This is a genomic window from Streptomyces sp. NPDC002133 (genome assembly GCF_040296405.1).
Classification (GTDB): Bacteria; Actinomycetota; Actinomycetes; order Streptomycetales; family Streptomycetaceae; genus Streptomyces.
In genome coordinates this window covers 21,548-41,945 of sequence record NZ_JBEOXF010000017.1, presented here as the reverse complement: position 1 = coordinate 41,945, position 20,398 = coordinate 21,548, and the positions used below count along the sequence as shown (strand labels likewise).

The 20,398-nt window shown below is 69.2% G+C and carries 17 protein-coding genes, 2 pseudogenes and 1 riboswitch; of the genes and pseudogenes, 8 read left to right on the top strand and 11 right to left on the bottom strand.

Annotation, left to right across the window (positions count from 1 at the left end; all coding sequences use genetic code 11):
- Nucleotides 1–36 precede the first annotated feature (36 nt).
- Nucleotides 37–753, bottom strand: a complete 717-nt coding sequence (locus ABT078_RS18795; protein ID WP_351229022.1) for a hypothetical protein — start codon at nucleotides 751–753, stop codon at nucleotides 37–39.
- Nucleotides 754–1,125: 372 nt separating this feature from the next.
- Here ABT078_RS18795 and ABT078_RS18790 point away from each other — a divergent pair, with 372 nt between their 5' ends.
- Nucleotides 1,126–1,554 (top strand): helix-turn-helix domain-containing protein, encoded by a 429-nt coding sequence (locus ABT078_RS18790; RefSeq protein ID WP_351229020.1) that lies wholly within the window; start codon nucleotides 1,126–1,128, stop codon nucleotides 1,552–1,554.
- 363 nt (nucleotides 1,555–1,917) lie between these two features.
- Here the strand turns inward: ABT078_RS18790 and crcB (ABT078_RS18785) are convergent, their stop codons facing one another.
- From crcB (ABT078_RS18785) to ABT078_RS18770, 4 genes and pseudogenes are all read right to left on the bottom strand, one after another.
- Nucleotides 1,918–2,292: a fluoride efflux transporter CrcB gene (gene crcB, locus ABT078_RS18785; protein ID WP_351229018.1), complete on the bottom strand. Its 375-nt coding sequence runs from the start codon at nucleotides 2,290–2,292 to the stop codon at nucleotides 1,918–1,920.
- The gene (locus ABT078_RS18780) at nucleotides 2,289–2,636 is read right to left on the bottom strand and encodes a DUF190 domain-containing protein (RefSeq protein WP_351229016.1); all 348 of its coding nucleotides are present in this window, start codon (nucleotides 2,634–2,636) and stop codon (nucleotides 2,289–2,291) included. The genes crcB (ABT078_RS18785) and ABT078_RS18780 overlap by 4 nt, the downstream gene beginning before the upstream one ends.
- Complete coding sequence (gene crcB / locus ABT078_RS18775; RefSeq protein WP_351229014.1) at nucleotides 2,633–3,115, bottom strand: fluoride efflux transporter CrcB; 483 nt, start codon at nucleotides 3,113–3,115, stop codon at nucleotides 2,633–2,635. Before crcB (ABT078_RS18775) ends, ABT078_RS18780 begins: the two co-directional genes overlap by 4 nt.
- Nucleotides 3,116–3,986: 871 nt before the next feature.
- Nucleotides 3,987–4,240 (bottom strand): annotated as a pseudogene (locus tag ABT078_RS18770) (transposase); the annotation flags it as partial.
- 207 nt (nucleotides 4,241–4,447) lie between these two features.
- A riboswitch (cobalamin riboswitch) is annotated at nucleotides 4,448–4,666 on the top strand.
- A gap of 153 nt (nucleotides 4,667–4,819) precedes the next feature.
- Between ABT078_RS18770 and ABT078_RS18765 the strand changes: the two are divergent.
- Together ABT078_RS18765 and ABT078_RS18760 are read left to right on the top strand one after the other, a co-directional pair.
- Nucleotides 4,820–5,194 carry an acyl-CoA thioesterase gene (locus ABT078_RS18765; protein WP_351229133.1) on the top strand — a complete coding sequence of 125 codons (375 nt, stop codon included), beginning with the start codon at nucleotides 4,820–4,822 and terminating at the stop codon, nucleotides 5,192–5,194.
- 109 nt (nucleotides 5,195–5,303) lie between these two features.
- Nucleotides 5,304–5,522: a hypothetical protein gene (locus ABT078_RS18760; protein ID WP_351229011.1), complete on the top strand. Its 219-nt coding sequence runs from the start codon at nucleotides 5,304–5,306 to the stop codon at nucleotides 5,520–5,522.
- A 262-nt stretch (nucleotides 5,523–5,784) separates the two neighbouring features.
- Here ABT078_RS18760 and ABT078_RS18755 read toward each other — a convergent pair whose 3' ends face one another.
- Nucleotides 5,785–5,976, bottom strand: a complete 192-nt coding sequence (locus tag ABT078_RS18755; RefSeq protein WP_351229009.1) for a DUF6207 family protein — start codon at nucleotides 5,974–5,976, stop codon at nucleotides 5,785–5,787.
- Between the two features lie 339 nt (nucleotides 5,977–6,315).
- A complete protein-coding gene (locus ABT078_RS18750) occupies nucleotides 6,316–7,227 on the bottom strand; it encodes an NAD-dependent protein deacetylase (protein WP_351229007.1) in 912 nt (303 codons plus the stop codon).
- Nucleotides 7,228–7,776: 549 nt separating this feature from the next.
- Between ABT078_RS18750 and ABT078_RS18745 the strand changes: the two genes are divergently transcribed.
- The 4 genes from ABT078_RS18745 (at nucleotide 7,777) to ABT078_RS18730 (ending at nucleotide 13,404) form a co-directional block, all read left to right on the top strand.
- Nucleotides 7,777–8,460, top strand: coding sequence for an NADPH-dependent F420 reductase (locus tag ABT078_RS18745; protein ID WP_351229004.1), 684 nt, complete (start codon nucleotides 7,777–7,779; stop codon nucleotides 8,458–8,460).
- Between the two features lie 252 nt (nucleotides 8,461–8,712).
- Entirely contained in the window at nucleotides 8,713–10,092 is a 1,380-nt protein-coding gene (locus ABT078_RS18740) for a PP2C family protein-serine/threonine phosphatase (protein ID WP_351229002.1), read from the top strand.
- 338 nt (nucleotides 10,093–10,430) lie between these two features.
- Complete coding sequence (locus ABT078_RS18735) at nucleotides 10,431–12,044, top strand: FAD-dependent oxidoreductase (RefSeq protein WP_351229000.1); 1,614 nt, start codon at nucleotides 10,431–10,433, stop codon at nucleotides 12,042–12,044.
- Nucleotides 12,045–12,096: 52 nt separating this feature from the next.
- Nucleotides 12,097–13,404, top strand: coding sequence for a cytochrome P450 (locus ABT078_RS18730; protein WP_351228998.1), 1,308 nt, complete (start codon nucleotides 12,097–12,099; stop codon nucleotides 13,402–13,404).
- 171 nt (nucleotides 13,405–13,575) lie between these two features.
- On the opposite strand, the pseudogene ABT078_RS18725 reads toward ABT078_RS18730, so the two are convergent.
- Nucleotides 13,576–14,276, bottom strand: a pseudogene (locus ABT078_RS18725) (DNA polymerase III subunit alpha); the annotation flags it as partial.
- A 230-nt stretch (nucleotides 14,277–14,506) separates the two neighbouring features.
- On the opposite strand from ABT078_RS18725, the gene abc-f reads away from it, so the two are divergent.
- Nucleotides 14,507–16,168 (top strand): ribosomal protection-like ABC-F family protein, encoded by a 1,662-nt coding sequence (gene abc-f / locus ABT078_RS18720; RefSeq protein WP_502981248.1) that lies wholly within the window; start codon nucleotides 14,507–14,509, stop codon nucleotides 16,166–16,168.
- 973 nt (nucleotides 16,169–17,141) lie between these two features.
- On the opposite strand, the gene ABT078_RS18715 is transcribed toward abc-f, so the two are convergent.
- The 3 genes from ABT078_RS18715 to ABT078_RS18705 form a co-directional block, all read right to left on the bottom strand.
- Nucleotides 17,142–17,639, bottom strand: a complete 498-nt coding sequence (locus ABT078_RS18715) for a winged helix-turn-helix transcriptional regulator (RefSeq protein ID WP_351228996.1) — start codon at nucleotides 17,637–17,639, stop codon at nucleotides 17,142–17,144.
- A 1,007-nt stretch (nucleotides 17,640–18,646) separates the two neighbouring features.
- Complete coding sequence (locus ABT078_RS18710) at nucleotides 18,647–19,708, bottom strand: LLM class flavin-dependent oxidoreductase (protein WP_351228994.1); 1,062 nt, start codon at nucleotides 19,706–19,708, stop codon at nucleotides 18,647–18,649.
- Nucleotides 19,708–20,232: an SRPBCC family protein gene (locus tag ABT078_RS18705; RefSeq protein ID WP_351228992.1), complete on the bottom strand. Its 525-nt coding sequence runs from the start codon at nucleotides 20,230–20,232 to the stop codon at nucleotides 19,708–19,710. The genes ABT078_RS18710 and ABT078_RS18705 overlap by 1 nt, the downstream gene beginning before the upstream one ends.
- Nucleotides 20,233–20,398 lie beyond the last annotated feature (166 nt).

Genomic DNA, 20,398 nt, shown 5'->3' with positions numbered 1-20,398 from the left:
GCCGGGCCGCAGCGTACGGGTCCGTCGGCTGCAGGTTCAGACGGTGGGTGCCTGGTAGAGGCCGCGCCCGGCGCGGTGCGCGCGGGAGGTGGCGATGAGGCGGTCGAGGGTGCTGCGGACGGTGTTGATGCCGCCAGTGGTGTCGCTGCGGCCGAGGGCCTCGGCCACGTCCCTGGCGCGCAGCGGGGCGTCGGCATTGCGGGCCAGGACGGCCATCACCTGCTCGGTGAGACTGCCGGTGTCCTGAACGGTGTCCGAGGGCGTGGTGCCTGGCGACTGCTTGGTCTTCTTCGCTGTCTTGGCAGGGGCGGGCTTTGTCGCCGGGCGGCGCTTGGCCGGCTTGTCGGCAGGCTTGGGTGCGGCCCTCTTCGTGGTGCCGGCGTTGGTCTTGCGGGCCTTGCGCTGGGTTGTTGTCTTCTGCGGTGCCACCGCGGGCTCGTCGGTCGCAGCAGTTTCGACGGTGGCCGGTTCGGGTTCCGGGTTCGTCTCGGTGGCAGCGGCAGGTTCGTTCGAGGCTGAGGCTGCTTCGGCGCTAGCAGGTGCAGGAGTCTCGGCGGCGCGGGGCTGCGGGATCGTAGTGGCTGACAGGGCGCTCAACGCCGTCAAGGCGCCGCGGACCGATTCCAGACGCTCCGAAACGGCAGCAAGCTCCTCCTGGAGTGCCTGCTGGTGCTTCTCGAGCTCTGGAAGCTCCTCCTGGAGCAGGGCAGTTGTTGCTTCCATACTGTTCGCTGCGGAGGCTGCCGTTGTCATGATGTGCTCCTGGGAAGTGGGGGGCGGGCATTTGGGACATGCTCGCTGTTGTGATTGCAGAGTACGGCTGTTGCAGGGCGGATTGCACATCGCTTCGTCCGGCCCGCTGGGAGCTGGAGCGCCCGCGGTCCGCCGGCGTGGGACGTTTTCACTTGTGAATGTGGTCGGTTGGGGCCTTGGCCGTACCGGGTGACAACGTGCGCGCGGAGGTGACGGATGGTGCCGACGGGCCTCGGGAGGGCGGACGTGAAGCGTTCGACAGGCCAGATGCTGGACTGGACCAATCAGTCACCCCAGTGTCCTGAACGACATGATGGGGTACTTTCCCGACATGACGCCTTGTTCGCTGCCGAAGTCCCCGGCACTCGGGTCGTGGCACTGCTGCAACCCCCGCAGTCGACCTTCCCGCTGGCCTGCGCGACCGAGGTGTTCGGCGACCACGGCCCGGCGATCCCCGCCCGCTACGCGTACGACTCACTGGCCCCGCTGCTGGAGTGGCTTGCCGGGCGGCTGGACCAGTCGGTCAGCGTCGCCGAGATGGCGGTCCGCTCCCAGGTGTCGGCCCGCACGCTGACCAGGCGTTTCACCGAACAACTGGGCATCAGTCCCGGACGCTGGCTGCTGGACCGGCGGATCGCCGCCACCCGGGCGCTGCTGGAGGAGACCGACCTGCCGGTGGAGACCATCGCGCGTCGGGGCGGCCTTTCCTCGGCCGTCAACCTGCGACGGCGCTTCCACGAGGCCCTGCGCACCACGCCCGCCGCCTACCGGCGCGCCTTCCGCGTGGACGAGGCCGGGTAGGGAGCTCGAGTCCGACCTGGTCCTCCTCATCGGGGTACCGCCGTCGTTCTGTCACAGCTGATCAATACCCCTGGCATGGACCCGACCGCCACGAGATCATCGAACCTGGTCCACGCCGCGACGTAGAAAGCCGGACAGTTGGGGGATTCCCCCATCGAACGCTTTCTTGGGGCCGCCGCGGTGCAGCGGCGCAGGACCTGCTCGGCCTCGGCGGTGCCCAGGCGCAGGGCGGTGGCATACTCTCGATCTGGTGGTACTGCTGGCGGATCAGGGCCAGTTGATCGTCTTGATGGACAGCACGGGCGTGAGGTGGGGCCAGTTGTCGTCCTTCCCGGCCGCTGGCCGGCAAAGTTGCCGAGGCGCTCAGCCCCACATCGACTGGGCGAGTGAGAGGCCGATGAAGATCGCGCCCATGCCGGCGATGACGCTGGCGATCACGTTGGCCGCGGCATAGAACTTCGCTCCGGTCTGTGCCAGCCGCAGTGTCTCGTAGGAGAAGGTGGAGTAGGTGGTCAGCGCGCCGCAGAGCCCGGTGCCGATCAGCAGTTGCATCGATTGCGAGGCTGCCCCGTAGGTGACGGCGCCTGTCAGTGCGCCCAGCACCAGGCAACCCGCCACGTTCACGGTGAACGTGCCCCAGGGAAAGACCGTGTCATGTCGCTTCTGGACCGCCAAGTCGGTCAGATAGCGCAGCGAGGCACCGACCGCCCCGCCGATGATGACCAGAAGCCAGTTCATTTCTTCTTGTCCCTGCCGACGTAGCGCACGACCTCGCAGTCTTCGAGGGTGACCAGCCCCTCTGTGACCAGTTCGTCCAGCTGGGGCAGAAACGCGCGGCTCCGTTCGTCGCTGTCGACGATCAGGATCGCGACCGACAGGTCCTGGCTGAGGGACAGCAACCGGCTGGTGTGGATCAGCGACGAGGCGCCGAACCCCTCTACCCCGCGGAACACGGAGGCTCCGGCCAGTCCGGCCTTGTGAGCCCGGTGGACGATCTCGGTGTAGAGCGGCTTGTGGTGCCACGTGTCGCACTCCTCGACAAAGATCGTCATGCGCAGTGCGCGGCCTGTCAGTGCGGTCATGCGTGCCTCCATGCCAGTGTGCGGCGCGTCAGCCACACCGCGATCCATACCGCCGCCAGTGCCACCAGCGGCGTCAGCCCCAGATAGACGAGCCCCGCGTTTGCCTGGTCGCCGTCAACCAGTCGCTCGACCTCGGCCGCGTACGTCGAGAAGGTGGTGAACCCGCCCAGGACGCCGGTGCCGAAGAACGGGCGCACCAGCCGGTGCGCCGCCCACACCTCGCTGATCACCACCATGAATACGCCGATCAGCGCGCAGCCCAGGGCGTTGACCCCGAGTGTGGTCCAGGGGAAATCGTGGGCCGCGACCGGCCAGATCAGCGAGGCTGCGTAGCGGGCCGAGGTGCCTATCGCCCCGCCGAGCGCCACGACGGCGACGATCGGCCCTTGGGTCCGCAGCAGATCGCGCCGCCGCGCGGCCCTGGACAGGCGGCTATGGGTTGCCTCAGCCGTGGCCGGGGAGGAGCGCGGGGGCTTCATGAACGTACGTCTCCTACTCGCCGCGGCGCCCGGGCATACGGGCCCTGCCGATCGCAAGTAGGGACTGTTGGCGGCGCCCTGGCCGCGGTTTGGGTACGGCAAGCCCCACTGCCGTGCGGCAGCCGCATCGGCTGCCGTAGACACCAGGGTAGCGGGTCGCGCGACATCGCTGAGGGCTGACCGGACTGCGTCCGGCGAAGGCACGCACCACCGTGATGAGCGCCGACCAGCCTCACGGGTTTCCTCGAGCATACGCCGCCCCGGACCTGGCCTCACCTGCACAGCGTGGCACCTGGTGCCGTTGCCGGAACGGTTCGTGCTGAGGGTCCGCGCTTCGCCTCCCGCGGTCTTTGTGTGGCGGACAGGCCGGCGATTGTGCAGCGTGGTGAGCGGGGCCCGCGGGAGGTGGACGGCGTGGACTGTCACGATTCGGCTTCGCGAGTCGTCGTGGGTATCGACTGGTCGCCCTCGTCGCGGTCGGCGCTTCGTTGGGCGGTTCCCTATGCCGGTCTGATCGGGGCGACGGTGGAGACGGCGGTCTACGAGCTGCCGGGGAGAGCGGCTCGCCGGCTCCCGAGCTGGACCACGTCGATACGGAAGCTGCCTTGAGCGGTCTTGTCTCCGAGATCGGTCAAGTGCTCGGCTTGGAGGCAGCTACCCAGGTGAGAGAGCAGGTGTTGCGCGACGATCCGGCCGGGGTGCTGGTGGAAGAGTCGCACGGCGCGGAGGCGCTGGTCGTGGCAGCCGGGGCCGTCGCAACCTCGCCCGGCTGGTGTTCGGGTCGGTGGCCAGTACTGCGCGCTCCGGGCAAGCTGTCCCGTCGTTATCGTGCGACCCGATGTCACCGTACCGGCGGACCCTGCCGCCGGCCGATTCGGCCCACGGCGCCGGCGGCGGCTTGGACGGCACGCAAGATCCTCTCCCACGTGCCATCTGCGGACCACTTGGGATGCCGGTCATGGACCGTTTGCCATTCCCGAAGTGAGTTGACAGGTCTCGTCACGGCAGCCCGGTTCGCAGCCGGAAGAGAATCCCGTTGATCACGTGCCGGTGACAGTGCCAATGCCCGCCTCGGCCAATGTTCTTCGGCAGGCGTGGTTCCAGCACAACCCAGAACGTGAGCAGGGTTGTACAGGAGCCCTCTTGGGGAAGAGGGGGAGTGAACCACCCAAAATGGGCGTATGAGTGCGGTCTTCTGCGTATCTGTCAGGAACGGCTCTCCCTCGATCCGGTTGGGCGAATGCTGCTCAACCGCATTCGGGAGTCGCTGCTGGGGGTGCCGTCCGGGGATGCCGGTCGTCCGGCCGGGGACGATGTGCCGCCTGGTTGCGGCTACGCTGGCCGTGCAGCTGGTTCGCCCCGTCAGCCAGGCGGGTGCGTCGTAAGAGGGAACCCGGTGGGAATCCGGGACTGCCCCGCAGCGGTGAGCGGGAACGACCGCCGTCATCAGCACTGGACCTGACCGGGTCTGGGAAGCGACGGCCAGTAGGAGTCTGCCCCCGGCAGAACGTGCCCGTGAGTCCGAAGACCTGCCACTGCCCGTACGCAGCTGGTGCGTGCGGTGAGCCGGGCGGCCTTCGTTGGCTGTGCCGCCGGGCCGCTTCCCGTGACTCGCGAAGGAGAGTTGACGTGGCCGATACCACTGCCACCCTGCACGTTGTCACCAAGGTCCCTGCCGATTCCCGGGTGACGCTCGCCCACATCATGAGTGAGCACGACACCAACCTGTACGGCACCATCCACGGTGGCGTGGTGATGAAGCTCATCGATGACGCGGCCGCGGCCGCCGCTGGGCGTCACGCCGACGGGCCCGCAGTGACCGTCTCGGTGGACCGGATGTCCTTCCTCGCCCCGGTCCGTGCCGGTGACCTTCTGAGCGTGCACGCCGAACTGGAGCGTGCGGGCCGGACCTCGATGACAGTGATCGTCCGGGTGACTGCCGAGCGGTGGAATGCTTCCGGGCCGGTCGCCGACGTGGCCACCGGGCAGCTGACGTTTGTCGCGATCGACGCCGACGGCCGACCGCGCCCCGTTCCGGCACTGCGGGACTCGGAGGCGCCGGCGGCGGACGGGGCCTGACCTGCCGGGGATGGCCCGGCATTCCGGGCCATCCCGATCAACGCACAGCACTCACCGCCCGTACGCCCTGGTGTGGTTGCTCGCTCAAGCTCGCAACTGTCGACGAGCGGTGGCCGATCAGGACCCGGCCGAGTGGCTGCCGCCGTATGAGGCGTACCGCTGCCAGTACCTGACCGACTGGGTCGCCACCAAAGTGCGCCGGCAGCTCGCCGTCGACGACCGCGAACGCGAATTCCTGACGCAGGGCACCGCGGGTTGTCCGAACACCCCGGTGCAGGTCACCTTCGCCCGTAACCACTGCGCACCCGAGCGGTCGTGGGCACGCTGACGGTCCTCAGAGCGGGGAATGCCGACGTGGTCGCCTGCGTTGTGCTGGGCGTGGTTGTGAAGGGGAATGTGTCCCCGGGCCTCACCTATTGCCTGCAGGGACGATCGTTCGGCTGAAGCCCTGCAGTGCCTTTCGCCGCGTAGGCGACCGCCCTTCACGATCACACTCACGTGCATCCCCAGCCCGGCACGCACCGGGCTGGGGATGACAGCTCGGCCGGCGGCTCGCAGGCCTGATGTCCGACGCGGCCGGCGGGCCGGCCCTACGCGTCGGCGTCCTTGTGCAGGTCCAGGAAGAAGCGCAGCGGCTCCCGGGTCGTCCGGTCCGTCGGAGCGATCGCGCACCGCGCGGCGAGCAGCTGCTGGACCGTGAAGGCGGTCGCGTCATCGGCGGCCGCGACCTCCACCACCGCCCGGCCCGCCCGCGGCACGTGCGCCCTGCTGATCTGCCTCATGCCCGGCACCACCCGTCGGAGCACGGCAGGAGTTCTCCGGTCCGGGCACTGTCACCCGATCGGGGTGCCGGGGCACATGCTGCTCAGTCGCGCGTGTGACGACGTGTACGGTCGGCCCCGCCGCTCCCGCGCCCGGGCCGGGCGGCTGGCACAGCGGGCGGCCCCGCTGCCGTACTTGGGTCTTGCGCCGGCAACGGGAACATGGGTCGATCTTGTCACCAGGGCACACCGGTGCGGACGGATCGGGCTCTGTGTCGCGGGTGGAGGCCGGCTTGGCCTTGCGGCTCTACATCGCTCCAATGGGCTGGTGCGGTGAACGCCGATGACGCCCCACCACCGTCACGATCTCACCCTGGGCGCCGCCGGGCCGTCGATGGGGATGCCCAGCCGATCGGCCACGGTGGTGAGGGCGGTTCCCAGCGGGAGCGCGACCCGGGTGAGGGCGTGCCGGTCGCCCCGGGTCGGATCGCGGTTGACGATCAGCACAGGTTTCCCGGCCTGGCCCGCCTGGCGGACGAACCGGAGCCCTGACATCACCGTCAGTGAGGATCCCAGGACCAGTAGCGAGGCCGCCTCGTGGACCAGCGTGCGGCAGTGCTCGACGCGCGGCGGCGGAACGGTTTCGCCGAAGAACACCACGTCCGGTTTGAGGATGCCGTCGCAGACCGTGCAGGGCATCACGCGGAAGTCGCCGATCTGTTCGTCGGTGAGGTCGGCGTCACCGTCCGGGTTGATCGCGGCGGCCACCGGCTCGAAGCCCGCATTGGCTTCCTCCAGCCGCTGGGCGAGTTCGCGGCGCGGGCTGAAGGTGCCGCAGGAGAGGCAGATGACCCGGTCCAGGCTTCCGTGGAGATCCACGACGCCCTCGCTGCCGGCGGCCTGGTGCAGGCCGTCGACGTTTTGGGTGATCACGCCCGAGAGCAGGCCGTGCCGCGCGAACGCGGCCACGGCCCGGTGCCCGGCGTTGGGGCGGGCGCGGCCGAAGGTGCGCCAGCCGAGGTGGCTGCGCGCCCAGTATCGGCGCCGGGCCTGGGCGCTGGTGGTGAAGTCCTGGTAGGTCATCGGGGTGTGCCGACTCAGGCTCCCGCCCTCGCCCCGGTAGTCGGGGATGCCCGACTCCGTGGAGATGCCCGCCCCGCTGAGCACCAGCACACCGCCGGTGCTCAGCGCGTCGGCGACCGGCTCCAGATCCGTGGTGCCGGGCGGCAGGTCCTCGGTAGGGGTCCAGCTCAGAGTGGGGCGCATGCGCATGCCGCCAGGGTACGGAACAGGCTGCCTTCCGTCGTTCACGGTAGGCCGGGCGTAGCCAAGCGTGGCGGGGCACGGCGGCTCGCACAGGGCGCGACGCCGCTGGAGGGGCCTACGCCGACTTCATGGACGAACCCGGCGGACTGTCCCGCCTGGAGCGCCGGATCGCCGAGCTGCCGCCGTGCCCCGAGTGGCGCATGGAACGCGTGTGGCTGCCGGACTCCGAGTCCTCACCCGGAGAAGACGCCCGTTTCGAGGCCGGCTGCGTCGAGATCGGCGACCGCATGCTGCACCCGCGCTGCCTCGACGCCTACGCGGCGATCGCCTACGAGGAGGCGTGCCTCGTCCAGGACGACGGAGAAAGCGACGTCGCCGGGAGTTCATCGGGGATGTCGAAGCCGGGCTGGACCGGGCGCAGGCCGGCATGTGCGTGCTCCAGCGGTCCCGGCCCTTCCCGTTCCGCGCCGTCCTGCTGTACGGACAGCCCGACGACCGGGCCGCCCACCGCCTGCCCACGGGGAAGGTGGGCCGACGGCACGACGTGTCACAGACATGGCTGGTGTTCTGTCTTCATTGAAGCCAGAACTTTCAAGAGCGGAGATCGTCGTGCGTATCGCGATCATCGGAGCAGGAAACGTGGGATCCGCTCTGAGCATGGCTGCTGTGGCTGCCGGGCACACCGTGTGCCTGTCGGCGACCGACCGCAGGAAGGCCGTCGCGTCTGCGGCTGAAACCGGAGCGCGGGCGGCCGAGTACAACCTGGACGCGGTGGTCGACGCGGACATCGTGGTGCCGGCCGTGCCCGGCAGCGTGGTGACCGCCGTAGCGGACGAGTTGGCGTCGGCCGTGCGGGGCAAGATCGTCGTCGACGCCACCAACCCGCTGAACGGCACTCTCACCGACCTCGATATCGAGGAGACCGCAGCGGCGCAGACCGTGCAGCGCCACCTGCCCGAGGTGCCTGTGGTGAAGGCCTTCAACACCATCTTGGCCGGGCGTCTGAACAGCCCCACCGAGCGGGGCGTAAGGCTCGATGCGTTCTGTGCCGGGGACGACGCCGAGGCGAAGAAGACCGTCTCCGAGTTCCTCACCTCGCTCGGCTTCCGGCCGATTGACGCTGGTGGGCTGCGGATGGCGCGCTCGTTGGAGGAGATGGCCTTCCTCAACATTTCGCTGAACGCGGGTCAGGGATGGCCGTGGCAGTCCGGGTGGGCGTTGCTCGGCCCGACCGGTTGAGGAGCCGATCACGACTATTGGGTCAGCACCATCCCACGCTCGGTTCGGAGCACGGCCGTGGTGGCTCGGATCGATACGAAGCGCCCGCTGGTCGTCCTCCCGCACGGCCGTGGTTCGCTCATGGGGACACCGCCAAGGATTCGGGTGCGCAGGAGTCTGCGGCCCTCGAGGTCGTCCACAGATATATGGGCTCCTGGTTGGTGCCGGGACAGTAGTTGGTTGCGGACCCGCGAACAAGAGAGGAAACAGCACGTGACAGTGGAGGAGGCCCCGACCGGAGAACTGCCGGAAGCGGTGTTCGATCCGGCGCGGTTGGCGGCGGTGGCGGATTCCGGACTGCTGGACACCGAGCCGGAGGGTACGTTCGACGACCTCGCGCAGCTCGCCCTGGCGATCACGGGCGCGCAGATGGCGTATTTCACTGTCGTCGACGGGCGGCGGTCGTTCTGGAAGAGCGCGATCGGCGTGGATCCTGCGGCCGGGCACGAGAGCGATATCCGCGACAGTCCGTGCCACATTCTGATCGGCACCGGCCAGGAGCTCATCGCGCCGGACGCAACTACCGACTTGCGCATCAAGGACCTCGCGGCTGTCGACGCGCTGGGTATCGGGGCGATGGCGGGCTACCCGGTGGTCTCCCCGGACGGGCACGTGCTCGGCGGGTTGTGCGTGATCGACAAGGACGCCCGCCCCTTCACCCCGCAGCAGTCCGAGGCGCTTCGCATCCTCGCGCGGTCGGTGTCCTCCGAGATCGCGCTACGCCAAGCGCTGCGCGAGGCCCAAGCCGCGGGCGATGCTTCTGCGGCGTTGGCCCGCACCTTGCAGGAGAGCCTGTTGCCGCCCCGCTTGCCGAAGGCACCGGGACTGGACGTGGCCGCGGTGCACTTGCCGGCCGACGCCACCGGCGCTATCGGGGCCGAGGTGGTCGGCGACTTCTACGACCTGTTCCAGACCCGCGGCAAGAGGTGGTCCGCGGTCATGGGCGACGTGTGCGGCAAGGGCATCGACGCGGTGAAGGTCACATCTCTGGCCCGATACACCGTTCGTGCCGAGGCCAACCAGCACAAGAACCCGGCCACCGTCCTGCACCGGCTGCACGAGGCGCTGGTCGATCAGCATGTCAGCGAGCGCTTCCTCACCGCCGCCATAGCCGTCTTCGAGCCCGACGCCGACGGGATCACCGGCCTGTATGCCAGCGCCGGCCACCCCCCGGCCCTGGTCCGCCGCGTGGACGGCACCGTCGAGGAACTGAACGCGGACGGCATCCTGCTGAGCCCCCTGATCCCGGCCGACCGTGACGACTTCGACGAAACCGCCTTCCACCTGCGCCCTGGTGACGCGCTACTGCTCTACAGCGACGGCATTACCGACGCTCGCGACAAGAATCGCGGCCCCCTGTTCGGCGGGGACCGCCTCGCCCGCGCTCTGGCCGCCACCCACGGCGCCGATGCCGCCGACACCCTTGACCGGCTGTGGCAGGAAGCGTCCGCCCACTCGGGCGGCCACGCCGTCGACGACACCGCCATGATGATCCTGCGCGTCGCTCCTTCATGTAACCGACCCACTTTTGAAAGCGCCGAGGACAGCGCCGAAGCCGTTCCCGCCACGACCAAGAGTTGCCTCGGCCGGTGAAGCTCATCCCGGGGGTGTCGCCCCCAGCACATCCAGTTTGGTCAAACCAAGCTGTTCGACCTCCTCTTTCGCCGCTTGCACCGTCGGGAACTGTCCGCCGGGGGTGGGCTCACCGGCCGTAGGGTCCGCGATGTGATGCGCATTGTCGGCGGTCGATGCGCACTGGATGCGCAAATCCGGGTTTCGGTGCGCAACGACTACGGAACGTGACCGCTGGTCTGCGGCGGGATGCGGTCTCGGGTGTGCCGTGATCCACTGAAAGAGCAGACGTGATGGTGTTGGTGCGAGGGGCGTGGGACGAAACAGCCGACCCGTAGGGTGTCGGAAGGGGCGTCCACATGAAGATCGTTGTGGATCTTACGCGGTGCCAGGGATACGCCCAGTGTGCTTTTGCCGCGCCGGATGTGTTCGCGATGCGCGGGGACGAGGCGCTGCTGTACGACCCGGATCCGGACGACGCGCAGCGGGAGAAGATCGCGCGAGCGGCGGCGGCCTGCCCGGTCCAGGCCATCTTCCTCGACCGTGAGGACGCCGGGCACCGGCGGCCCGTGCCCGGGGCGCAGGTGGCCGCCCCACGCGCTGAGGAGGCGTGCAAGCGGGTCGGCAAGATCGTCATTGTCGGGGCGTCTCTGGCTGGGCTGCGGGCTGGACTGGTGCTGCGCCGGGATGGCTTCAGTGGCTCGCTGACCGTGATCGGGGACGAGCCTGATCCTCCTTATGATCGGCCGCCGCTGTCCAAGCAGGCCCTCATGGGGCAGGTTGATGCGCGTCGGACCGCGCTTCCCCGTCGCGAGGAGTTCGACGCACAGTGGCGGTTGGGGGTCGCGGCCACGGGGCTTGACCTGGGCGGCAAGGAGGTGGTTCTGGCCGACGGCGAGAGGGTGGGGTTCGACCGGTTGCTCATAGCCACCGGGGTGCGGGCCCGCCCGTGGCCGAATCAGGCAGAGGCCGGGCTCGACGGGTTGTTCGCGCTGCGCACCCCCGCCGACGCGGAAGGGCTGTGGCAGCGGCTGGCAGCACGACCCGGCCGGGTGCTGGTCATCGGTGGCGGCTTCACCGGCTGTGAGGTCGCCTCCGCCTGCCGCGAGTTGGATGTGCCGGTGACGGTCGCGGAGCGGGGCCCGACCCCGCTGGTTGGGGCGCTGGGCGCGGTGATCGGCGGCGTCGCCGGGCAGATGCAGCGTGACCACGGGGTCGATCTGCGGTGCGGGGTTCAGGTCGAGGCGCTGGAGGGCGATGGGGCCGGGCGGTTGCGGCAGGCCCGGCTGTCCGACGGCAGCGTCCTGGACGTCGATGTGGTGGTGGCCGCGCTCGGCAGCGTCCGCAACGTCGAATGGCTGGAAGGCTCGGGACTTGCGGCGGGTGTATGGGGTGTGGCGTGCGATGCGGGCTGCCGCGCTGTCGACGTCAACGGCGTGGTCACCGACGATGTGTTCGTCGCGGGCGACGTGGCCCGCTGCCCGCACCCCGTCTACGACTACCAGTACCTCTCCCTGGAGCACTGGGGCAATGCCGTGGCCCAGTCACAGATCGCCGCGCACAACATGATCAGTGCCGAGGGTGAACGATGGCCGCATCTGGCACTGCCGGAGTTCTGGTCGACTCAGTTCGGCACCGAGATCAAGTCGGTCGGCGTTCCGACCTATGCCGACCAGCTCGTCATCGCCCAGGGATCGGTGGCCCAGCGCAGGTTCGTCGCCGTCTACGGCTACCACGGGCGCATCACCGCCGCAGTCGCCTTCAATCAGTCCAAGTGGCTGGAGTTCTATGCGGGGTTGATCGACCGGGCGGCGCCTTTCCCGCCGTCCTTCCGCATCATGGACCAGCCCACCGACGCACGGCCGGTCGCGGCCGAGGTCCCGGACCGGCCCACCTCTCACGCCACCGTCGTGGTGACCGGTCACGGACCCAGCGAGCGGCGGGCCACCTTGGTCCGCAGAACGTACCTGTGACCCATGCCCGAGCCACTACATGTCCGGACCTCCCAGTTGCGGAAGATCCCCCATGACCCAGATCAGCACCTGGCAGCAGATCCTCGACTATTCCCACCGCGCCGACCCGTACCCGCTCTACGCCGAGCTGCGCAAGACACCCGTGGTACGGCTGGACGACGGGAGTTATGTCGTGAGCACCTATCGGGAGATCGTCGCCCTGCTCCACGACCCACGGCTCAGCTCGGACATGCGCAACGTCCCGGAGTTGGCCGCCGACGCACTCGCCCAAGAGGCAGAGGAGGGCACTCCCGCACCCCCGCCGAGCTTCATCCAGACCGACCCTCCCGAGCACGACCGGCTCCGGCGCCTGCTGACGCGGAACTTCGGCCCGCCCCACCGTCCCGATCGCATCGACAGCATGCTTCCCCACCTGTTCGAGATCGTGACCAACGAGATCGACGGCTTCGCGGGGAAGGACCGGTCGGGCCCGGCCCGGGTCGACATCGTCGACGACTTCGCCTATCCCTTCCCGGTCACCGTGATCTGCCACCTGCTGGGCGTGCCCCGCGACGACGAGCCGCGATTCCAGGCAATGTCCGACGCGGTCGTCCAGGCCGCCGACCCGACCATCGGAGGGATCGCGGAGCGGCAGCGCCGACGAGCGAAGGCGATCGCCGACCTCGGTCGGTACTTCGCCCGGCTCCTCGAGGCCCGCCATGGCCAACGGGGCGACGACCTGCTCTCCGGACTCCTCGGCGGCGACGGCGACGAGGCGCCGATGTCACCCGAGGAGATACTGAGCAACGCGGCCCTGCTGCTCGTCGCCGGCCACGAGACGACCGTCAATCTCATCACCAACGGCATGCTCACCCTCCTGCGGCACCCCGAGGTGTTCGACCGGCTGCGGCGCGGCGACGAACCCGGTCTGGCCGCCCGGGTGGTCGAGGAACTCCTGCGCTACGAACCACCGGTGCAGTTTCTGGCCAACAGCCGGAACACCCTGGACGACATCGAGGTCGGCGGCACCACCATCCCCAAGGGCTCACCGGTCACCCTCGTGCTGGCGGCCGGCAGCCGCGACCCGGGCTTCGTCCCTGACCCCGACCGCTTCGACCCCGATCGGGAGCACAGCGAGCACCTCGGCTTCGGCGGCGGCATCCACTACTGCTTCGGTGCCCCGTTGGCCCGTCCCGAGACGCAGATCGCTCTCACCGAGCTCGCACACCGGCTGAAGAACCCCCGACTTGTCGCCGACCCACCGCCCTACCGCGCGAGCCCCGGCCTGCGCGGCCCCCGCCACCTTCTGGTCGAGATCGACGGCGTCGAGCCCGCCATCCATGACCATGCACCGTACCCACCTGCGCAGACCCCGCCGTAGGTCGACTCCTGGTCCTCCCGATGAACGCGTGCTGGCAGCCCCCACCGACCGTGACCACCAGAGTGCTCAGGTCGCCCCCGGATTGCGCGTTCTCTACCGACGCGACGAGTGCGCATCGAACGGATTTCTCCGTTCCAGCAGGAGCCAGTGCGCATCGAATCGCGGACCGTGCACCGGCAGCCGGTCCAGCAGGCTCGTGTTGGTGAGGAGCACCCCGTACGGGTGTCTCGCCATGCCGCGTGGCAGGGCGTCCCGGCCCTCGGCGAGCTCGAACAGCGGCTCGAAGCGTTCAGCCTCGCTCGCCAGCCGTCGCAGCTCGGGCAGCTCGGCCAAGGCGGCACGGATGTCCACCGCCCGGATGTGGGGAACGATTATGCGATCCGGTCACGTCCTGGGGCGCGATCCCCAGCGCAAGCCCGGTGTCGCGCAGCGCGTGCCGGGCACGGTAGGTCTCGGGCGTGCCGGTGACCGCGACCTGCTCATGGCCGAACCGATCGAAGATCCCCCGGTAGACCTCGAGCCGACGGGCGGACTCCACGTCGATGTCGATGTCCGGCAGCGACGCCCGGCGCACGCTGAGGAAGCGTTCGATGAGCAGACCATGCTCGAGAGCGTTGGCCGTGGCGACATAGAGGCAGTGGTTGACCATCGACCCTGCCCCGAGCCGCGGGCGGCAACCCGGATCCCCAATTCCCGCACATCCGCCACCACCTGCGCGACGGTATGGAAATACGTGTCGTACTCCAGCCGCGCGATCACCGCGAGCTCCTGCTCCAGCCGCTCCCCGCTCCGCGGCGTCGCGATCCCAGGCCGCGGCGTACGAGGCCGGCCTCGCAGCGCCCCCGCAACAGCCGCGCCGCATGCCCCGGCCCGCGCCGTCCGCGCCGACGACCTGATGGGCCGGACAGCTTGTCGGGCCGCGGGGTTGAGCCCGGCGCCGGGTAGGGGACTCAGCGCTGGGGTTGCGCCAAGGTTGACGAGACGGTACGTATCGTCTAGCTTCTGGTTCGTCGGCGAGCAGCCGGTGCTCCTTCTGCTTGCCGCACGATCCTGTTCGCACAGCAAAGGACTGCTCTTGCACCCTGCTCCTGCCGGAACCACCGTGACTGCTCCTCCTCTCACCACGTCTCAGCTCGCTCTTGCCGAGGTGACCAAGCGCTATGGCGACCGCATTGTGCTGGACCGCGTGTCTCTCACTGTCCGGCCGGGCGAGAAGGTCGGGATCGTCGGGGACAACGGCTCTGGGAAGTCCACGCTTCTGCGGCTGCTCGCAGGGCAGGAGCCGGTCGACAACGGCAGCCTGACCGTCACTGCACCAGGCGGCATCGGCCACCTTTGCCAGACTCTCGATCTGCCCGATTCGGCGCGCGTGGGCGATGCCGTGGACCACGTGCTGGGCGAACTGCGCGCCCTGGAACGCCGTATCCGGATCACGGAGGCGGCGCTGGGCACGGCCGGCCCCGCCGAGTTCGAGCACTACGCCGCCCTGGTGACCGAGTTCGAGGCGCGGGGTGGGCACGAAGCGGATCGCCGCGTCGAGGTGAGCCTGCGCCGACTTGGCGAGCACGCGCCACTGGACCGCACACGTCCGCTGAGCACCCTCTCCGGAGGGCAGCGCTCCCGGCTCGCGCTCGCCGCGACCCTGGCCTCCGCCCCCGAACTACTGCTGCTCGACGAGCCGACCAACGATCTGGACGACGAGGCCGTGGCCTGGCTCGAAGGCCACCTGCGCCGCCATCGAGGCACGGTGATCGTGGCCACGCACGATCGGGCGTTCCTGGATCGCGTCACCTCCACCGTGCTGGAAGTGGACCACGATCAGCACACGGTACGGCGCTACGGCAACGGATACGCCGGCTTCCTCGCCGCCAAGGCGGCGGCTCGGGCCCGTTGGGCGTGGGATCACGAGCAATGGCGCAATGAGGTCGCCCGACAGGAACACCTCGCCGACTCCAGTATCGGACTGCTGGCCGAGATCCCCCGCAAGGGGCCGTGGGCCTTCAGCGGCGCCGGCGCTTTCCGAGCGCGCTCGCGGGCCCACGGCGCACAAAGCCGCATCCGTAACGCACGCGAGCGGTTGCAACGGCTCACGGAGCACCCCGTGGCGCCGCCTCCGCAGCCGCTGCGGTTCAGCGGCCGCATCGAAGGCACGCCAACCGTCGAGGAAACATTGACGGCAACGCACCTGGAAGGCGTCCTGGTCAAAGGACGGTTGTACGTCCCGTACCTGAAACTCGCCCCTGGCGACCGACTACTCGTCACCGGCCCCAACGGTGTCGGCAAAAGCACCCTTCTCCAACTGCTGGCAGGGGAATTGACGCCTGACGCCGGTATCGTTCGCCGACCGGGGCGGGTCGGATTCCTACGTCAGCAGAGCGCGCCCGATGCCGCCTTCGATGCCCGAACGCTGCTCGCGGCATACGCTGCCGACAGGGCGGGGCAGCCCGACGAGCACGCCGACGAACTGCTTGCGCTCGGCCTGTTCCACGCCGTCGATCTCGCTGTCCCCATGCGGGAGCTGTCCGTCGGGCAGCGCCGCAAGCTCGAACTGGCCCGGCTCGTGATGGCCGGCCCACTCGATCTGCTGCTGCTCGACGAGCCGACGAACCACCTGGCCCCCGCCTTGGTGGAGGAGATCGAGGCAGCCCTGGCCCGCTACAACGGCACGCTGGTGGTGGTGACGCACGACCGGCTCCTGCGCGAGCGCTTCCAGGGGCCCCGCTTGGAACTACCCATGGCCGCCGAGAAGGCGCGCCAGAACTGACGACCGTGAGCCGCCCGGTCGTCCGCGCCGAATGGCCTCTCGGCGGGACGTACGCGACCTGCCGGGAGTTCGCGGACACGAGAGATCCTGGCACGAGCGGCTTCATCCCGGCTGACGGTTCTTTCCCGGCTCGCCGCCTCCCGGTCCGTCCTTGATTCGCCGAACACGGCCTCCTCCGGGTGCTCGCGATCCGGGTAGGTCCGGCGATGCGGGCGTACGAACCAGCGGTGCGGTACAGCTTGCCGGCGTGGTCCCGGCTGCCGCCCCGGGAGACGTCCGTCCGGCGCAGCGCCTGGAGGAGGGTGACGTAGCGGACGTCCGTGTCGGGTCGCCTCCGCCGCGGGCGATGAACTTCTGTGCCGCCCGGGAAGCTGCAACCTCCTCCTTCGCATGGAGGGCCTTGCGTGCGTCCGCCGGCTGCCGGATCAACAGCCAGGTAGCCAGCAAGGTCCGCAGCACACGGTGCGAATCCTGGTCGGTGTCCTCCGTCGACGCCCTGCCGCTCACGACCGTCCGGCCGCATCCGGGACTCCCAGGCCCGGCTGGAGTGCCTGGGCCGACTCAACGGGCTGGCGCTGTGCGGAGCGGGCCGCGTGTCCTGCCTGCGGGACGATGTGGGGCCGAGTGCGGGAGGTTTACGCAACGACCTCGCCACCCCGAATCGCTGGTCGCGGTGACGGCCGCATCGAACCGCAGCAAGGCCGACAAAGACCCGGCAGAGTAGCTGCCGAGTCCGGAAGTGTGTGCCGCTCTCGGTCGGAGTGGGTCGGCACCAAGAGCGATGGGGCCTGACCGTCGGTACCGACGAGGCGGCTGTGCTGACCCAGTTCGCCGAGGCATGCCTGACCACAACCGTCGTCTACGAGCCCGCACCCTGAGCGAGACGCTCCGCCGTGAAAAGACGCGCGGTCTGCGAGGGAACGCACCCAGACGCGCGCGGCCGCCTCGGTGTCGATGAGGGCCTGGGTCCCTCTCAGGCGGTGAAGCGGCTCTGGATGTCCGGGCGCTCGGCGAGGTGCTGGGGATAGCCAGGGCCGAGGCGCGGGTGGGTGTCGTCGGCTGTCATCGGTTCCTTGCAAGAGGCGCAAACGACCTCGGCGTCGCTCTGGTGACCGCAGCGGTCGTGGTGGAAGACCACCGGCGGTCCCTGCTCGGCGCTGAGCCAGCGGTTGCCCCAGGTGTTCATGGCAGCCAACACGCCGAAGAAATCGCGCCCCTTCTCCGTGAGCACGTAGTCGTAGCGCACCGGCTCGTGCTGGTAGGCCTTCTTCTCCATGAGGCCCTCATCGACCAGGCGGCGGAGACGGTCGGTCAAGGTGTTGCGAGCGATGCCGAGCTCCTGCTGGAACGCGTCGAACCGTTTGATCCCGTAGAAGGCTTCCCGCAGGACCAGCGGCGTCCACCAGTCCCCGAGCATGTCCATGGTGCGCGCGACTGAGCACGGCCAGTTCGCGAAAGAGGTCCGCCTCATGAGCTCAGCATATAGGTCTCACCATAGGACTCGGCATTTCGGACCTGTGGAACCGCAAGCCGAGCGGTGGTAGCCGCAGTGGTGGTTGCCGCCACGGCGACACGCAACGGTGGTCGTGCTTCCGGTACCCGCGTCGGTGGTCATCCAGCGTGCCCAGGCCGGGGATGCGAGTACCGGACCGGACCTTGTGCCGCTTGTTGATGCTGATCAGCACGGCGGCGAGTGGTTCCAGCTTCCGGGCCGGCCGAAGCGTGCCGGCGCCGATGCCATCGCGACCGGTGATCGAGCGCCAGATCGATGGCGACGGTCTTGGCACGTCGTCGCTGCAGACCAGGACGTCTTCGTAGCCGTGCAGCTCCATCTCGCTCCAGAGACTGAGGCGGACAGGTGGTGAACGCACCCGTCGGTCGGGCGCCGGGCACCATCCGTTGCGTCTTCTCGGTAGTGCTGCCATCGCCGACGTTCAGGCCGTAGGGACCCAGCTTGTCGAAGCCGCAGGGTCACGCAGATGAGCACCACCTTGCCCGCCAGTTGGGCGCGCAGCGACGCGACCCACTGGCATGGCCGTCGTACGGCATCGTGAGCAGCACTGCGTCGGCAGAGCCGGCCGCGGTGGCGTTGTCCGCTCCGCTGATCCGGGACGACGTCGCCGACCCGCCTGGCGATGTCGGTCGCCGCCTGCTCTAGCGGTTCCGGCGATCGCGACCCGATGACGACCGTGTGACCGGCCTTGGCGAATCGGTAGGCCGGGCCCCTGCCCCAGGGGCCTCCTGTCCCACCGACGACGGCGACCTCGTAGCTGGTCAATCTGCTCCTTGAGCATGGGGACGACAAGGGGGAGAAGCCGGGTTGCGGCAGGAGGCGGCACCGTGGGTTCGCCGCTGTGATGACGAGGTGCTGAAGGAGGCAAACCACGATGCGCCAGGTCCTGGGGACCGGCCGCCGCCGTGCCGCGCCCGGTCCGGCTCGAGCGCCGGCCGGACGGGCAGCGTCTTCGAGTGCTCGGGTTACCGGCCGGCCTCGCGCTCCATGGTGCGGACCAGGTCGAGGGCCCGGCCCAGGGTGGTGAGCCGGGCGTCCAGTGTCTCGCCGGCGGGGTAGAAGCGAACGGTGTCGACGCCGGCGTTGCGCCACACCCGCAGCCGCTCCAGCACCATGTCCTCGGTGCCGATGAGCGTGGTGCCCAGGACCATCTCGTCGGTGACCAGTTCGGCCGCGCCGTCCCGGTCGCCGGCCTGCCAACGCTCGCGGACCTCGGCGGCGACGTCGGCCCAGCCCTGGCGGCTGTATGCGTTGTTGTAGAAGTTGGTGCTCGCGGAGCCCATGCCGCCCAGGCTGAAGGCCAGTTCCTTCTTCCGGCCGGCCACCATCGCTCGCAGTGCGTCCTCGTCCTCGGCGAAGGCCACCTCGGCGCCCTGGCAGATGTCGAAGTCTGCGCGTGAGCGGCCGGAAGCGGTGAGGCCCGCGTCCAGGTGGTCGAAGTAGGCTTCTTTGGCGCCCTCGGGCACGAAGCTGGTGCCGAGCCAGCCGTCGGCGATCTCGCCGGTCAGTTGCAGCATCTTCGGCGAGAGGGTCGCCAGGTAGATCGGGATGTCGTGCTCGGCGCGCATTGACAGGCGCATGGGCTTGGCATCCCTACCGGGCAGCGGGATCTGGAACTCCCGCCCGGTGTAGAGGACCTTCTCACCCGCGGCGGCCTGCCGCACGATCTCGACGGTCTCCCGCATCCGTGACAACGGCCGGTCGAAGGGTACGCCGTGCAGTCCTTCGATCACCTGCGGGCCGGATGGGCCGAGTCCCAGCAGGAAGCGCCCCTGGGAGATCTGCGACAGGGTGATCGCCGCTCGGGCGATGGCCATCGGCGTGCGGGTGGCGAGCTGGATGATCCCGGAGCCGAGCAGCATGCGCTCGGTCCGGGCGGCGAGATATCCCAGCGGCGACGGTGCCTCGGAGCCCCAAGCCTCCGCCACCCAGCAGATGTTCAGGCCCAGCTTCTCCGCCTCGATGACGAAGTCCACCGTCTCCGGCCAGCTGCCCCCGGATGCCTCGATCGTGGTCGACGTACGCATCACACACTCGCCTTTCCGGACTCTTCCGCAAGCTTCTTGATCGCCGTGAGTGTGGCGCTGATGTTGGTCTCGAACTCCCGCATCCGCACGAAGACGATCTTCTGTTCCTTCTCCGGCATGCGGTCGATGGCGACGGAAAGACCGGAGCGGCCCGGTCCCAGCTGCATCCACTGCCGCAACAGCGTTCCGCCGTCCTTGGGTTCGAGGGTGAATCGCCAGATCGCCGCGGGTTGCTTGGGGTCCTCAACCGCCCAGGCGAACACCCTGGGCGGCTCGTACTCCACAACGTGGGAGGTGGTGGCCCACTCACCCAGCGCCTCGTGCCTGCTCCGGCCCACGAAGCGGGCCCCCGGCGCGGGTCGTGTTCCCCCGTCCAGCCACTCCACCGACTGCAACTCCGCGCTCAGGCGCGGCATCAGCTCGATGTCGGACACCAGCCCCCATACCCGTTCCGGCGGAGCGGCGATCCAGATCGACACCTTGACCGTCGGCTTGTCCGCGTAGCGCGCACCCGTCCACTCCATGGCCCGGCAGCCTCCTCATTCAGTAGTGAAGATCCCCGTATAGAAGGGTCTGAGCGGTAAAGTTGTGTAGATGGACTTATGAGTCGAGCGTGGGCTGCGGCGCTACCGGGAGACTGCTGCAGCCCGCGAACCACGCAGGCGCAGGCTGCCTGCCGCGATGTGACAG